The sequence below is a fragment of the Sphingobacterium sp. UBA7631 genome (assembly GCF_002483935.1).
Classification (GTDB): Bacteria; Bacteroidota; Bacteroidia; order Sphingobacteriales; family Sphingobacteriaceae; genus Sphingobacterium; species Sphingobacterium multivorum.
In genome coordinates this window covers 1,247,662-1,262,617 of sequence record NZ_DLIX01000010.1, presented here as the reverse complement: position 1 = coordinate 1,262,617, position 14,956 = coordinate 1,247,662, and the positions used below count along the sequence as shown (strand labels likewise).

Annotated in this window: 13 protein-coding genes; 9 read left to right on the top strand and 4 right to left on the bottom strand. The window is 41.3% G+C overall.

All coding sequences use genetic code 11. The features are described 5' to 3' along the window. Nucleotides 1-107 precede the first annotated feature (107 nt). The 5 genes from B3P16_RS21910 (at nt 108) to B3P16_RS21890 (ending at nt 4,982) form a co-directional block, all read left to right on the top strand. Nucleotides 108-920 (top strand): ribose-phosphate pyrophosphokinase, encoded by an 813-nt coding sequence (locus B3P16_RS21910; RefSeq protein WP_115048038.1) that lies wholly within the window; start codon nt 108-110, stop codon nt 918-920. Nucleotides 921-924: 4 nt separating this feature from the next. After that, nucleotides 925-2,421 (top strand): nicotinate phosphoribosyltransferase, encoded by a 1,497-nt coding sequence (locus B3P16_RS21905; RefSeq protein WP_201649465.1) that lies wholly within the window; start codon nt 925-927, stop codon nt 2,419-2,421. Beyond that, on the top strand, nt 2,411-3,193 hold the full coding sequence (gene nadE / locus B3P16_RS21900; protein ID WP_112374424.1) for an NAD(+) synthase: 783 nt from the start codon (nt 2,411-2,413) through the stop codon (nt 3,191-3,193). Before B3P16_RS21905 ends, nadE begins: the two co-directional genes overlap by 11 nt. Before the next feature lie 154 nt (nt 3,194-3,347). Then, nucleotides 3,348-4,274: a hypothetical protein gene (locus B3P16_RS21895; RefSeq protein ID WP_286769752.1), complete on the top strand. Its 927-nt coding sequence runs from the start codon at nt 3,348-3,350 to the stop codon at nt 4,272-4,274. Nucleotides 4,275-4,277: 3 nt separating this feature from the next. Further along, nucleotides 4,278-4,982 carry an NUDIX hydrolase gene (locus B3P16_RS21890; protein ID WP_201639418.1) on the top strand — a complete coding sequence of 235 codons (705 nt, stop codon included), beginning with the start codon at nt 4,278-4,280 and terminating at the stop codon, nt 4,980-4,982. A gap of 136 nt (nt 4,983-5,118) precedes the next feature. Here B3P16_RS21890 and B3P16_RS21885 read toward each other — a convergent pair whose 3' ends face one another. Both B3P16_RS21885 and B3P16_RS21880 read right to left on the bottom strand, forming a co-directional pair. Next, entirely contained in the window at nt 5,119-5,679 is a 561-nt protein-coding gene (locus B3P16_RS21885; protein ID WP_201639417.1) for a hypothetical protein, read from the bottom strand. 60 nt (nt 5,680-5,739) lie between these two features. Continuing rightward, the gene (locus B3P16_RS21880) at nt 5,740-6,297 is read right to left on the bottom strand and encodes a hypothetical protein (protein WP_286844311.1); all 558 of its coding nucleotides are present in this window, start codon (nt 6,295-6,297) and stop codon (nt 5,740-5,742) included. Between the two features lie 174 nt (nt 6,298-6,471). On the opposite strand from B3P16_RS21880, the gene B3P16_RS21875 reads away from it, so the two are divergent. From B3P16_RS21875 to B3P16_RS21865, 3 genes are read left to right on the top strand one after another with little or no spacing between them, the layout of a single operon-like run. Beyond that, entirely contained in the window at nt 6,472-8,949 is a 2,478-nt protein-coding gene (locus B3P16_RS21875) for an SEL1-like repeat protein (RefSeq protein WP_286844310.1), read from the top strand. A gap of 19 nt (nt 8,950-8,968) precedes the next feature. Next, nucleotides 8,969-11,518: an SEL1-like repeat protein gene (locus tag B3P16_RS21870; RefSeq protein ID WP_286844309.1), complete on the top strand. Its 2,550-nt coding sequence runs from the start codon at nt 8,969-8,971 to the stop codon at nt 11,516-11,518. Nucleotides 11,519-11,521: 3 nt separating this feature from the next. After that, complete coding sequence (locus B3P16_RS21865) at nt 11,522-11,749, top strand: hypothetical protein (protein ID WP_286832053.1); 228 nt, start codon at nt 11,522-11,524, stop codon at nt 11,747-11,749. A gap of 78 nt (nt 11,750-11,827) precedes the next feature. On the opposite strand, the gene B3P16_RS21860 is transcribed toward B3P16_RS21865, so the two are convergent. After that, entirely contained in the window at nt 11,828-12,358 is a 531-nt protein-coding gene (locus B3P16_RS21860) for a YfiT family bacillithiol transferase (RefSeq protein WP_070569622.1), read from the bottom strand. A 201-nt stretch (nt 12,359-12,559) separates the two neighbouring features. Here B3P16_RS21860 and B3P16_RS21855 point away from each other — a divergent pair, with 201 nt between their 5' ends. Beyond that, nucleotides 12,560-13,225, top strand: coding sequence for a DUF2625 domain-containing protein (locus tag B3P16_RS21855; RefSeq protein ID WP_286844308.1), 666 nt, complete (start codon nt 12,560-12,562; stop codon nt 13,223-13,225). A gap of 110 nt (nt 13,226-13,335) precedes the next feature. On the opposite strand, the gene B3P16_RS21850 is transcribed toward B3P16_RS21855, so the two are convergent. After that, on the bottom strand, nt 13,336-14,658 hold the full coding sequence (locus B3P16_RS21850) for an NYN domain-containing protein (RefSeq protein WP_286844306.1): 1,323 nt from the start codon (nt 14,656-14,658) through the stop codon (nt 13,336-13,338). Nucleotides 14,659-14,956: the final 298 nt, after the last annotated feature.

The following is a 14,956-nucleotide window of genomic DNA, read 5'->3' as shown; positions in this document are numbered from 1 at the left end:
TGTGATTTCATGAGTAAAAAGTACTCAATATATTTTGCGCGCTTAAATTTAATCCTCATATTTGTTGAGTAAAAAATACTCAATAGTACAAAGTAAAATTAAAAGCTATGATCGTATTAAATAAGCAACAGGTAGTCACAGAACAATTTCCAAACGGGGAAACAAAAGTGAAAGATTTTGATCAGTTGATCTTAAAAGACAACCTTGTCGAATTTACATATCAAGAAGATGGAGACTTAATCCGCTTGCTTTTTGTCAAGAAGCGGTTGGATGAAACCGAAGCTGAAACTTGTCGGTTATTGATCCATTATATGCCCTATAGCCGTATGGATCGCAAAATAGAAGGTGATTTATTCACATTGAACTATGTGGCGGAGTTTATCAACAGTTTGCAATTTGATCAGGTGTTTGTGGTCGAACCGCATTCCCACGTTACCCTGGAACTTTTAGTGAACAGTGTTGGGGTTTATCCGGCATTGGACTGGTTGCCACAGTTGATGGAAAAGCTTGATTTTTCGGACAATGATCGGATTGTTTTCCCGGATAAAGGAGCGGCGGCACGTTACATCAACAGCGGCTATGAAAATAGCTGTGTTTTTGAGAAAAAGCGAAATCCACAAACAGGCCGGATCGAAGGGATGGAACTTAAGGCTGGAGATATTCCGCTTGGCGCAAAATGTATTATTGTCGATGACCTCTGTTCTGCAGGTGGCACATTTCTTTGGGCCGGGAAAATATTGAAAGAAATGGGAGCCAGTGCAGTTTATCTTTTGGTCACACATTGTGAAGCCCGAATTTTTAAAGGGACCCTGTTGGATGATGATTCACCAATAACCAGTGTCTTTACCACCAATTCCATGATGGATACCGAGCACCCAAAAATAAATTATATCAACTTAACGACTGAAAGTTATGTTTAAATCAATGAGCAAGAATCCAATACTTTGGACAGATGGTTATAAATTGTGTCATAAGGATCAATATCCAACACATACGGAATGGGTTTATGAGACTTGGACGCCACGCATGTCTCGCATAGAAGGTATTAGTCATGTTGTATTTTTTGGATTACAGGGAGCCTTGGCCGAAATCACCAATTCATTTGATGCAAACTTTTTTGCTCAACCGGAAGAAGAGGTCGTGGCGGCTTACGAAGAGGCAATTGCAACTGTTTTTGAAAATACAAACGCGAAGTTTGCGGCGACGCATGATTCGAAACATATTCGCGACTTACATCGGCTGGGGTATCTTCCAATCAAGGTAAATGCGTTGCAGGAAGGAAGCTTGGTTCCTGTCGGCGTACCAATGTTTACGATTGAAAATACACATCCCGATTTTTTCTGGCTTCCGGGTTACCTGGAAACACAATTATCGGCTTTTATCTGGTCACCGATGACTGCAGCGACAATCGCAGATCGCTATAAAAGGTTATTGACGGGGTTTGCCGAGAGAACGGGCGACGTCAATAAAGTCTTTACGCAGGCCGGAGATTTTTCCATGCGTGGTATGGGTTCTCCTGAAACGGCTTATCGTACGGCTGGGGGACATCTGTTGAGCTTCGGTGTCTCTGCTACATTGTCTGTTCGGGAGTATCTGAAATCCTACTATCATGCAAAAAGTGATGTAATGATGTACACCCCATCGACGGAGCACAGTGTAATGTGTTCGTACGGAGAGGACGAGGTAGAAGCATTTCGACATTTAATCACAACGGTGTATCCAAGTGGAAATATCTCCATCGTATCGGATACCTACGACCTCTGGAATGTAGTTGACAATGTATTGCCGCAATTGAAAGATCTTATTATGGCTAGGGAGGGGAAGGTTGTTATTCGTCCCGATAGTGGCGATCCTGTGAAGATTATCTGTGGCGATGCTGCATCTGATCGCAGTACTGTGCAGAAAGGTATCGTCGAACGTTTGTTTGAACTTTTTGGTGGTACGACCAACAGCAAAGGCTTTAAGGAGCTGGATCCCCATATTGGCGTAGTGTACGGTGATTCCATTACAGTCGATCGAGCGGATAAGATCTGTCAAGGTTTGCTGGATAAGGGTTTTGCCTCGACGAATACCATATTGGGCATAGGTTCGTATACCTATCAGTATGTGACACGGGATACCTTTGGCTTTGCGTTAAAAGGGACGGCTGAGATTGTCAATGGTGAGTTTAAAGCGATACAGAAACGTCCCGCTACAGATACTGGCAACTTTAAAAAATCGCAAAAGGGGATGGTCGCTGTGGTCTTTGAAAATGACGATTTTCGTTTGATAGACGATCTTACACCGCAAACGGTCGCCGATCTGGGTGAACGAAATCTGCTGGAAACATGTTATCTGAATGGCGAATTTATACGCACAACGCGTTTTGAAGAAATAAGGAATAGATTAAGAACTGAAACAATTCGAGTATATGGAAAATAGCGTAAACAAACCGTTTTTCATCCAGGATGAAAACGTTGCACAGTATGCACAATTGATGGCATCCTGGATTGCCCAACAGGTGAAATCGGCCGACCGCAAAGGACTTGTATTGGGTATGAGTGGTGGAATAGACTGCAGTGTTGTCGCTTGCCTATGCCGGCTGGCACAGGTGGATGTCCACTTGGTGTTGATGCCGTATGGCAGTGATATGAACAAAAGTAAAAGCCATCAACATGCCATGGAGCTTATTCAGAAATTTGATTTTCCATTTCATGTATTTGACATTCAACCCGCGGTGGATGCGTTGGCCATTCATCAAGAAAAGTTTGTCGCAGAAGCTACCGCCACTAACCGCGCTTTGAGCCTTGCTAATATTCGTCCACGTGTTCGTATGACGTATTTGTATCAATTAGCACAATTGGGTAGTAGATTTGTTATTGGTACGGGGAATATGGCCGAAGCTACTGTAGGTTATTTTACGAAGTGGGGCGATGGTGCCTATGATCTGAACCCGCTGGCAATGGTTACCAAACAGGAAGTATATACCTTAGCCAAATATTTGGGGGTGCCCGAATCTATTCAGTATAAAAGTCCATCTGCTGGTCTTTGGGAGGGGCAGACCGATGAAGAGGAATTGGGTATGACCTATGCGCAAATCGATGGGTTTATTTTAAAAGGTACATCGGGCGATCCGGTTATAGACGAAATTATTCGTAAACGTATACAACAATCTGCCCACAAGTTTGCAGCGGTGCCTACATTCAAAGGTTAATTTTAAATGGTTCGAGAAGTCGACGCAAGCACTTCATAACAGGCAACAAGGGACAAAAAAGTACTATAGTGAAGATGATTTTTCACTGGAAGAAGGCTTTAATGGCTTCATCGTTCTGCGAAATGAAGGCTGCGTTGAAATAAATATAGATGTTATGAAACTGAATAACATAAAAACACAATTTGATCAGATTGTAGATGTCCAACAGATTGCCAGCGGCAAAAAGGATAATATTCCAAACATGTTGATGTTGGCACAGGAAGAAAATATACAGCCAGCAGCCTTGGATAAAAAACGAACCTTGCTATTGGCGATCGATGTCCAAAATGATTTTATGGAATCCATCGGTAGTCTTGCCGTCAACGGTTCAAAGGCCGATGTACAACGTCTGACGCAGTGGATGTACCGTAATATTGAGGCCTTAACGCAAGTCATGTGTAGTCTCGATTGCCACTCGATAAGGCAGATTTTCCATGCCGATTGGTGGCTTGACAGTGCGGGAAATCATCCGGAGCCATTCACCATTATTCGCCATGCCGATGTCTGCGATGGTATCTGGCGTGCTGCGAATGACCATACGGCCTTAGCGCTGGATTATCTCCAGCATTTGGAAGCTGAGGGAAAAAAACAATTGTGTATCTGGCCATACCATTGTCTGGAAGGGACTTCGGGGGCGCAGCTGGAGAGTCAATTTACCAATATGCTTTATTTTCACAGTGCAGCACGTCAGGTCAAACCGATATTGGTTTATAAGGGGCAAGATCCAAATACGGAAATGTACGGTATTATCAAAGCGGAATATGACGATAATAAATTCGTAAATCATGCTGTGCTCGATGCAATTCGCGATTACGATGCGATATACATCGCCGGTGAAGCTTCCAGTCATTGTGTTTTAGCATCAACCGTGCAGATTTTGGAATATTTTGAACAAGATCGAGCGATTACGTCACGAATCACCTTATTGATCGATTGTATGTCGCCCATCGCTGGATTTGAAGCGCAGACTTTACAGCAGTTTGAGGCTTTAAAGGAGAAGTATGGAATCCAGATCAAATTGTCAACCGAAGTAACTTTGTAGCAGATGACAGCCTCCGAAAAAAAATACACATATGATTACCCAAGACCTGCTGTTACGGTTGACTGTGTAATCTTCGGCTTTGATAAAAACCAGCTTAAGGTATTATTGACCAAACGGGCAATAGAGCCTTTCTTGGGAAAATGGGCATTTCCTGGCGGTTTTATTCAGGAAGATGAGAACGCCGACGACTGTGCGCTTCGTAAACTGCAGGAGGAGGCCGGTCTCAAAGATATTTTCCTCGAACAGCTTTATACATTTTCAAACTTAGCTCGTGATCCGCGCGGAAGAGTCATTAGTATTGCCTATTATGCACTTGTCAGGCCCGATGCTTATACGTTGGAAGCAGGGGTTGATATCGATGCGGTGCAATGGTTTGGTATTGACGAAAAGTTGGATCTCGCTTTTGACCATAAACAGATCTTGAACACCGCCATACAACGGCTCAGGGGTAAAATTCGTTATCAACCAATCGGTTTTGAGCTCTTGCCCAAACAGTTTACGTTGCCCGATTTACACAATTTGTATGAAACCGTTCTGCAGCGGTCAATTGACCGTGGGAATTTTCGAAAAAAAATTCTCAGCATGGGTTTATTGATCGACCACAGCGATAAGCAAAAAGACCGGCGTGCCAGGGCTGCAAAGATCTATAGTTTTGACAGGGTAAAATATAAAGAACTTACTGAATCGGGCTTTTATTTTGAAGTATAGGTCTAACGAACGGAGCAGGCAACCATGAAATTGGCTTCTGCCTGCTTTCATTGCTGTCTGGTCTTTTTAAGATCTTACGTTAATGTCCGGTGCAGCGCTGTCTTAATGCACTAATTCAAGCTGAGTCGCGTTTGGGCTAACCCTGAAAATCACCACAATCATGGACTTCGAACTGATCGACTAAAGCTTTCTGCGTGTAGTATTTTGCGACACGTTTATTTTTTAACAAAAGAGAATCCCCCTTGATTTTTAATTCGAAAATGGGCTCTTTTTCTATTTTCTTGAAGTAAAACTCATTATTTTTAGTCTTAATCGTGAGGCCGCTGTCACGAAAATTATAGGTGAAATCTTTGATTTGATAGATTTCATTGGAATCACAGACATTGACCAAAAGCAGTTGTTTTTTATTCATTTTGATTTCTGCAAGATCGCATGCATAACATATTCCTGAGAATTCGATGCCATACTTCTTAAAACTATCGTTGCTTTCCGGTCGAAGAATAGCAATAGGATACAGCTGTTTAAAGAGCGAAAGGTTATCATCGGATATGGATGTTAGCTCTTTTTGTTTCTTTATGGAGTCTATGCTGGCGGTGCTGCTGAATGCGGCAGCTGATTTTTTGGCTCCATTCTTTTGCTGGCAGCTGAAAAACAATACCATGCAGGACAGAAACATAGTCTTTAAGATTACCTTCATCGTTATTTTTCGCAATTATTGTTGTTACTCATAAACATATAGATTGAGAAACGGTTTTTGTTATTCAATCTCAACCCATTTTCTTTCGAAGTAGACGGTGCCTACCGGTGTATCGGTGGCGTCTATGATTTTCGCTGCTACAAAGTCGCCCTTTAGGCCAGCATATTTTAGTTTTAAACCTTTACTTTCTAAGTCGGAGGTATCATAGTATGCACCCAATTTGAGTTGAAATGGATTGTGTTCCACATCATTTGTAAAGATGGAAAACAAAAGCAACTTCGTAGCCTGTTTATCTGCCTCTTCGTATCCAAAGAAGCGATGATCGATACGTATATTGGCATGTAAGCGGATCATACTGTCTCGAGCACTTAAGTTTACATAAGCTTTGGTGATTTCGTCAGATTCCAGTACGCTTTGTGCATTTGCTTGGTCAATGCTATCCAGTTTGGAAGTTTTTAACGAGATACTTTTTTTTGGGGCAGTATCCTCGGCAGCTTTTTCCATGGCCTTGCTTGAACTTACAGGTGCTTCGACTTGTTTTGGTTTTTCCTGACAAGCGATTTGTAACGCGAGGAGTGCTAATGCACTGCTATAATAACTGTATTTGAAATGATTCATTGTTCTTTCTGTTACAAAATCCAATCCAAAGTTGCCGAAAATAGGGGGAGAAAAAAATCCCTATTTTCCGCTAATCGAAAAAATCGATAAATACGGTATTTTTACGGCATTCGCATGATTCTTGTCGTATGGAACGGATCAATGTGATACAACAAAAAACAGAAGAAATAAAGTATGGCACATCGTATTTATATTTATAATGTAAATCTCAGGACCAAAGAAACATATCCCACTTACCTGGCTGAATGGAATTATGAAATTCCCATCCTCATGCGGCCATTATTTTCCGCCAATATCCGTTCCAAAGGTTCTCAGCTTTATGCCAACAAGGAAGATGGGATCGCAAGACTTCGCTATTTTTATGCGTTGTTGGCTGATAGGTATCAATTGCATTATAAAAAAAGCTATTATGAGCCTGTCAACAACATGTTTGAATTTTTGGAAGCGCTACCTTTTGATACCTTGCAGATCGACGGACGCGATGTTTTTACCATGAATGCGGAAAAAGATGTGGAGCAAGCCAAAGATTGGGTGGAAGAAATTAAAATGCAAGCCTTATTGTTTGAACAAGCTGTCGAAGAACAGTCCTTAGATCCGCTGGACCCGCTTGTGAAAGCGTCTGGTTATACTTCTTTTTTAGATGCCCTTCAAACCGATTGGATTGATTATGGATTGGGTTTATGGGAAGAAGACGTTCTGAAAGAGCCAGACCCTGAAGTTTTTGAGGCAGTAGGAAAGCAGGGATTAAAGAATGCCAAGGGGGATATTTTGGTTGAGGCGATTTACGATGAAATATTCGAATTCAATGAACAGGGGATCGCTGTTGTTGAACGCGATGGCCTTTTTGGTTATATTGATACGAGTGGCACTATATTAATTCCCTGTCAATATGTGGAGGCTTTTGATGCCCGGCATATCAATGGGAACAATTACGCTGAAGTGGAAGTGGCAGGAAAACGTGGGGTATTGCATATTGATACCAAACAGCTGAGCATACCTGCATTATATGATGAACTCGACTGGATCGCCTATGGCTTTTTAAATGCAAGACAGGGGGATAGCCACATGCTCCTTTCGGCTGAAGGACGATTGATTATTTCAGATCCCGCAGCCGAGTCGTTTATGTTTGACTATAACAAGTTGTTCTATAGCCGGCAAAAAGGAACGATAAAAAGGAAGTATTACCTAATGGATGGTCAGTTTTTAGGGACCTTTTTGGAAGGTAGCCTGGAGCCGCTAGCCAATCGCTATTTTTGGATTAAACCCAATAAGCTACAGTCAAAAATTGCCGTCATTCAGCCCGATGGTAATATTTTGGATGAAGGAATTGACCGGATTATAGTGTTGGACGACTATCGAAGTATTGCGTATCTCAAAAATAAAAGATGGCAGATCTATTCGCTTGAACAGGGCTTATTCCGATTGGCTGATTTAACGATTGATCAGGTTCTAGTCGATCATATACAGCAGTACCGTAAAGATATCTTTGTCGTTGGTTGTGCCCAAGGACAGGGGATTTATGATGCTCATCGAGGGGAATGGTTACTTGAACCTGCTATTGCCTATCAAAAAATCGAACATTGCTTTTTGGATTTTATGCGCATACACTGTGCACAGGGTATGTACTGCTTCGATACGAAGCTTAACGTCCGTAGTGCGCTGTATGATTATATTTGTTCGCCTTTTCATTACCCAAGACCAGAAGCGGCCGAAGGTGAACTGTTGCTTTTATTCAAAGGGGATAAGTTGTTTAATTTGGATTTAAATCGAAATGTTGTCGAGATTCCCGAAACAGCATATGGCTATTTATATTCCGAGCGATACCAGCTCCGGGGGCGTGATCAAAGTTATTTTGTTCAGTTCTATCAGGCGTGGATCAGGCGTAAGGGCGACGGCTACGAACAGTATTTTGACAATGAAACGCTGTTGGAAAATGGTAAGAAGCTGGAAGCGGAGGGAAAGATTTCAGATGCCATTCGACTGTTCAGCATCGGAGCAGATCGGGGTAGTGCGGACTGTCAATATCTGCTTGGAAACATCTTTACGGATGATGACTACGAGGGGATGGACATCGAAAAAGGAAAGTCTTTTTATGAAAAGGCCATGGCTCAGGATCATGCGCAGGCATGGAACAATTGGGGATTTTTATATGCCACAGGCCATGGTGTAGCTTTTGATGTATCTAAAGCCTTAAAGGCCTATCAAAAGTCTGCTGCGCTGGGGGAAGCGCAGGCCATGAGCAACCTGGGTAACTGGTATTACGAGGGTGAATATGTGGAACAAGATTATGCCTTGGCCCTAGATTATTTTAAACAAGCAGAGAAAGCGGGGATTTATAATGATGCTCAAATCGCAGAAATCTACTATCAAGGGCAAGATTATGCGAACTTATTGCGTTATTTGAAAAAGGATACAACCAATCAATTTTCTGCTATTTATTATGGGATTCTTTATGAGGAAGGCTTTGGTGTAAAGCAAAACTTACAAAAAGCAATCCGCTACTATGAAAAAGCCAATGAAAATAGCGTGTACGCCTATGCCGTTAATCGTTTGCTACAACTCTATGGAGCGCATGGAGCGGCTTCAGACGCGGATAAATACGGATTTTGGTTCAATTTTGCTAAAGAAAATGCTGTTGAAATTGATCAATAGTAAGGAAATTGCATAGAAAATGGCTCATCGCATATATATTTACAATACAGATAAGAAGGATCAAGATTACTTCCCTCATTATTTAGGAGAATGGAACTATGTGATTCCACCCCTTTTTTTACCACTATTTGCTGCTAATCCGAAAGCAAAAGGTATCTTAGTTTACTCCGAAAAGGAACCGGGAGTCAGAAAGCTTCGTGCGTTGTATGATTTGCTCATTCATGAATATGGGTTAAATTCCGATTTGCTGGCCATGGCAGCTATCGGGAAACTGTTCGATTTTTTGGACGGTTTACCCTTCGATTATTTCCAGCTGAACGCAAGTGATGTATTTAACATGAGCGATGTTAAACATAGCCAACAGGCCAAAGATTTTGCAATTGAAATCCTTGAGAAGAATTTGCTCTATGAAAAAGCAATCGAAAAACAATCCTTAGCTGAGCTTGAGTTTATTTTGGTGTCTGCTGGTTATACTTCTTTTTTAGCGATGCTCGAACTGGAATGGAGCAACTATGGCTTAGGCTGGTGGAATAGAGACGCGATTGATCGTCTGGATAATCAATTTTTTGAAGATCAGGGGCTTTGGGGGATACGCAATGCAAAAGGGGAGGTGAAGGTCGAAGCTAGCTATCAGGAAATTGGTACTTTTGAGTGTGAAGGGATCGCAGTCATACAGAAAAATGAGCTGTTCGGTTATTTGAATAGGGGTGGAGAAGAAACTATTTCCTGTGTTTATTCATCGGCGGCGCCAGCCCAATATGGAACCGGATCAACGGTTGGTAAGGTAAGCTTAGCTAAAAAATATGGATTAGTCAACGTCGGGAACGGAGAAATAATCATACCACTTGAATATGATGAACTCGAAGATTTTGCTTACGGTTATTATCAGGGGAAGAAAGATCAGCAATATTATATCATCGATGCCCAAGGCCAGCTGTTCAATGCTGCCGGTGCGGACAAACCGTTTGAAATTGATTATGATGGATTTATCTATCAAGAGATTGGGGGAAATAAACTGCGTCATTATTATTCCAATAGCGGTATTTTGCTTGGCGCTTTTGCCAGTAGTGCACTGAGCGAATTACTGTTTGATTTTTATGCAGTCAATTTGAATAATAAAAAGAAAAAATCAGTTTTGTCTCCCGATGGAACTATCTTGGTCAAAGATGTTGCTGTACTCAATGCTGGAAATGGCCGAAGCGCAGTATTTTTTGCTGATTCCGGCGGCATCCGTTTGTATGACCTGGAAGCCCGCGCCTTTGTACTGCAAGATTTGGCAATTCGGTCCATTCAAGGGGGGACTGATTTTGGTAATGGCGCCTGGGATTGCTATATTATCGAAACAGCAACCGGGAGAGGAATTTATCAGGCTGCTGAAAAGGTGTGGCTGGTCCCGCTCTCAACGCACTATGTGAAAATTGTATATGCTGCTGTGATGGATTATTTTATTCTGAAAGACCATGCGGGAAGATATTACTATTTTGACGCAGTGGAAAGGACGCTAAGTTCCGCCTACGATTATGTTTGCGCAAGCGTTAATCACTATCAGGATCTGATGTTATTGCAAGGTGACCTGTTGTATAAAAAAGGCTACGATGGTGTGGAAGTAATTCAGGAAGATCAATATGGTCAGTTTCTGAAGAAGCTGGATCAATTGTCTGGAGAAGATTTTGAAATATGTAATCGTTTTTTTGAAGGGTGGAAGGCTGCGAAGGGCGATAATTTTGAATCCAGTTATAATAGTTATACGCTATATCATATGGCCCTGGACTGTTGCCGACAAGGCGATGTCGAAATGGCGATACGCTATTTTACCTTTTCTGCTGACCAGAATAATGAAAGCAGCATGCATGAATTGGGGAATATCTATACGGATACTGATAGCGAAGACAATCCTTTTTTAGATTTGGACAAAGGAATTCAATATTATGAACAAGCGGCCCAAAAAGATTATTCCGCTGCATGGAATGCAATCGGCTACCTCTTTCAGTATGGCATCGGCTATAAAAAAGACCTGGAAAAGTCATTTAATGCCTACATGAAAGGAGCAGAGTTGGGTAATGGCTATGCTTTGTCCAATTTAGGCTACTTTTATTCAAGTGGAACCTATGTCGAAGAAGATCTGGAAAAAGCCCTCAGCTATTATCAGAAAGCTGAATTAAAATTAGTTGAGAACAACAGCAATATAGCTTCTATCTATTACAGTTTGGAGGATTACGATCGTCTATTGGTTTATTTGAAAAGGGATAAAGAAAATAGTTATTCCAATATTTATTATGGATTGCTCTATGATCAGGGACTTAAATTTAAAAAGGACAGTAAAAAGGCGATCCACTATTTTGAACGAGCCAACGACTATGGTGTTTACGAAAGTGCCACTGCTCGCTTATTGGATTATTACAAGAATGATCCTACATTTAGAAATCAGGAAAAATATGTCCATTGGCTTGATTTTGCAAAAAACAATGAACTGGATATCGAACTGGATTTATTGCAATGGGATAATCAGTCTGAAGACTCAGGTGCTAGCTCGTCCTTTTTTGGCAAACTGTTTAAAAAGAAAAAGTAAATTATGTTATCATCAGCAAATATAGATTTTGGTGGCATTCTGATCGACTTGATCCTGATTGTTTTTTTGGGATTTGGAACACTTTATACGTTATCTGCAGGCATTGTTCATCGTGTAAAGAAGCAAACACGGACGGTAGGATATTATTTCCTATCCTTTGTGGTATCGGGTGTTATTGGACTGGTTGCCGCCGGATTGCTGGCCTTTATATGGGCGATGTCATTATCGTAAAGTGACGGCAATAGAGTAAATTTATCGCAATGATCTGTTGACCTTAAGTGAAATGATCATTGCGATATTTGATGCCCATCAATGGTTTTTAGCATTGACAATGTGCATCAGGTGGTGATTGCAATGCCAGGCATAGAGGCCAATATTGATCTTTAAAGAAATCAACCTTTTGGTCGCAGGATGAATAAAACCTCTTTCAAGCTGTTCGCCAGTCAGGCTTTTCAACAAAATAACCCAGCGTTCATGTAGACCTTCGAGCAATTTGATCGAGCTTTCTATTGGAATATTTTTTGCGTCGGGAAGCTCGGCCCACAATTTCTCCTCATATAATTTGATGGTTGGGTCTTCTTCTGTAAGGGCTAATTTAAAACGGACAAAGCTGTTCATGTGGCTGTCGGCGCAGTGATGAACGACCTGACGAATCGTCCAGCCTTCGGGACGGTAGCGTTTTTCCAGTACGTCGTCTGTTAGATCGCCGACTTCGGATTTTAACCGGGCCGGAAAGTCGGCAATTGTTTTGATCCAGTCATTCAACAGGGATTTGTTGATGACATCGGGTATCGCAAAGCGACCTATAGGGTATCTGAGTTTTTCTAATTCATGTTGCATGACTTAAAATTAGTTAAAATAGACACAAGGTTCCTAATCTTTAGGTGTATGTTTTCGAAGAATATTTTCTTCGATTTGCTCTTGGGTCTGCTGTAATTTGGATGCGATAAAGAATTATGGTAATTTCGGCACAATGAATAGCTGGATAGCGTTCGAATTCGACCGGTAGACTAGCTGGTCGCTGCATAAAACACATAGGAAATGAAAAGTCTAAAAGAACTGATTGATACAAGTAATTCAGGATGGAAGTTGGTAGAAAGTTGGATGAAAGAAGCGACGAATGCTTATGAAGTGCTTCCTCGAAACCCTAAGCGGGCTGATGAGGAACTTTTAAGGGCCCAAATTACCACAAAATCGCCTATGGGAGCCATTATTCATCAAACTGGTGGTATTTTAATCGATGGGGGCTGGTTACGTATTTTAGGCTCTGGCTCGTCGCAGCTGGACCGAGGGATTATGGAATGGAATAAAGGGAAAAGTTTTGACAAGGAAGGCGAAAAAGGTGGTTTTTTGCTGATTGCAGACGATGTTCTAGGTGGTTATTTCGCTATTAATGCCGGTACGCTGGGAGATGCTATTGGACAGGTCTATTATTTCGCACAAGATACCTTACAATGGGAAAGTTTGGAATGTGGTTATTCAGATTTTGTTTTTTGGGCATTGAAAGGGGATATTAGACAGTTTTACGAAACATTTAAATGGAAAGACTGGAGCGAAGAGGTCAAACTCCTGAGCGGCAATCAAGTTTTTTCATTTTACCCTTTCCTGTGGACTGAAGAAGCACGCGATTTTCGTAAAGTGGATCGTAAGCCAATGGCCATCGATGAGAACTACCATTTTACGATGGAATTTGCTGGTGGACGCTAATTGTTATTTCAATACGACAAACCTCCTGCATAAGGCTTTAATGCGATAATAGGACAATGTATTGTTGTCCTATTATCGTATGATACAGAAGATAATTCCGCTGAATGATATTAAACTGATTTATTTTGAAGGCTAAAGCTAACTTCGTTCAGTCTGACTATTTGTATTTGTATCCCCTCGGAAAGGCCAAGTTTGGTCGCCGCATCTTTTCCTAATTTAAGCACATGAAACCCTCTGCCGCGATAGGTAAAATTACATTCATATTCTCCAGCGTTGATCATAATCCTTAATTTTTGGGATTTGGTTGGGAATAGGGGTTTAAATTCTTTTGTTATCCGTATTTGCGATTTTTTTACGTCATCTGTAGTGATCTTGTTACCTTCAGAAGGAAACAACATGTTCGTGGGCGGAGTGTCAGCTGTAGGGGGGGGCGTTTCTGTTTTTTGCTCCTGAATTTCCTGAACTTTTGGAGCCTCGTTTTGTATTGGGTCAGGACTTGTTTTGTCCTGGCGTTTTTTATCTGGCCGTCCTTTCTTTCTGGTGTTTTGATTTGCAGTTTTTTCCGTAGTTTCTGTAGAGGGTACGGAAGGAGTAGGAGTAGCAGGAGTTTTGTGCTCGGTGTCCACTGCTGTAGCTGGGCTGGCCATTGCTAAAGGCCGTTTAATAATATTACGGATGTAATAGTGTTTTATGCGCGATTTGTCGGTGTTTCGTTCCTCAATTTCAAAATCTTCTTTGTAAGCTTTGAAAAGATGAGACATCTTGTCGTATCCATAGTTGCGCGCATCAAAATCAGGCTTTCTTTTGTTGAAAAGACTTCCGATCTCACCCAGGAATGCCCAGCCATTTTCATCTGCAGTATCATCCACCGTGTCCTTTAAAAGTTCCAAAGTCTCCTCGTCCAATACGGCAATACTTGTTGGATTGTCAACGGGAGCAGGTTTGGGCTGATTTTGTTGCTTTTTCTTTGCGACCGTTTCTTTCTTTTGATTTTTCTCAAAAATTTCGACGTAGATGAACTTGTCGCAGGAGGCAATAAAGGGTTTGGGGGTCTTTTTCTCGCCGATACCGATGACCAGTTTACCGGATTCTCGAAGACGTGTAGCCAGTCGGGTGAAATCGCTGTCGCTGGATACAATACAAAACCCATCAACTCGGTCTGAATGCAGAATATCCATGGCATCAATAATTAATGCCGAGTCAGTAGAATTTTTGCCTTGTGTATAACTGTATTGTTGTATGGGGGTAATTGCATGGGTAAGGAGTTTATCCTTCCATTTTTCAACATATGGGTTGGTCCAGTCTCCGTAGATGCGTTTGATGGTCGGAATTCCATATCTTTTGACTTCATTCAAAATCTCTTCGATCTTTCGATAAGATACATTGTCCGCATCGATTAGTATTGCGATTTGCAAATCCCCATGTTCTGCCATATATGTTTAGATTATTTTTTCAATATAATATTTGAACTCTTTTCTATTCGCGTGACCTTTCTCATCCGAATATATTCGTTAAAAATACAGTATTGTTAAAGAATATCTTGAATTTTTTGAGAATTAATTTGAACGCTATTTTTTGAGAACATGCGATCAGCTGCTTTTGTTTGGGTCTAAAAGGGAAATTATTACGTTTGCGGAGTAGCGAAATGATTTGAGGGACGGTGAAAATAAATAAAAAAAGGTTTTCAAACGGGGAGAATGAAAACCTTAAATAACCAATTATAAACCTAAA

What these genes read in the sequence shown, in the direction of transcription:
- B3P16_RS21880 (WP_286844311.1), bottom strand. Translation starts at nt 6,297, where the DNA reads ATGAATCATTTCAAATACAGTTATTATAGCAGTGCATTAGCACTCCTC.
- B3P16_RS21910 (WP_115048038.1), top strand. Translation starts at nt 108, where the DNA reads ATGATCGTATTAAATAAGCAACAGGTAGTCACAGAACAATTTCCAAAC.
- B3P16_RS21895 (WP_286769752.1), top strand. Translation starts at nt 3,348, where the DNA reads ATGAAACTGAATAACATAAAAACACAATTTGATCAGATTGTAGATGTC.
- B3P16_RS21875 (WP_286844310.1), top strand. Translation starts at nt 6,472, where the DNA reads ATGGCACATCGTATTTATATTTATAATGTAAATCTCAGGACCAAAGAA.
- B3P16_RS21870 (WP_286844309.1), top strand. Translation starts at nt 8,969, where the DNA reads ATGGCTCATCGCATATATATTTACAATACAGATAAGAAGGATCAAGAT.
- B3P16_RS21860 (WP_070569622.1), bottom strand. Translation starts at nt 12,358, where the DNA reads ATGCAACATGAATTAGAAAAACTCAGATACCCTATAGGTCGCTTTGCG.
- nadE (WP_112374424.1), top strand. Translation starts at nt 2,411, where the DNA reads ATGGAAAATAGCGTAAACAAACCGTTTTTCATCCAGGATGAAAACGTT.
- B3P16_RS21890 (WP_201639418.1), top strand. Translation starts at nt 4,278, where the DNA reads ATGACAGCCTCCGAAAAAAAATACACATATGATTACCCAAGACCTGCT.
- B3P16_RS21885 (WP_201639417.1), bottom strand. Translation starts at nt 5,679, where the DNA reads ATGAAGGTAATCTTAAAGACTATGTTTCTGTCCTGCATGGTATTGTTT.
- B3P16_RS21855 (WP_286844308.1), top strand. Translation starts at nt 12,560, where the DNA reads ATGAAAAGTCTAAAAGAACTGATTGATACAAGTAATTCAGGATGGAAG.
- B3P16_RS21865 (WP_286832053.1), top strand. Translation starts at nt 11,522, where the DNA reads ATGTTATCATCAGCAAATATAGATTTTGGTGGCATTCTGATCGACTTG.
- B3P16_RS21905 (WP_201649465.1), top strand. Translation starts at nt 925, where the DNA reads ATGAGCAAGAATCCAATACTTTGGACAGATGGTTATAAATTGTGTCAT.
- B3P16_RS21850 (WP_286844306.1), bottom strand. Translation starts at nt 14,658, where the DNA reads ATGGCAGAACATGGGGATTTGCAAATCGCAATACTAATCGATGCGGAC.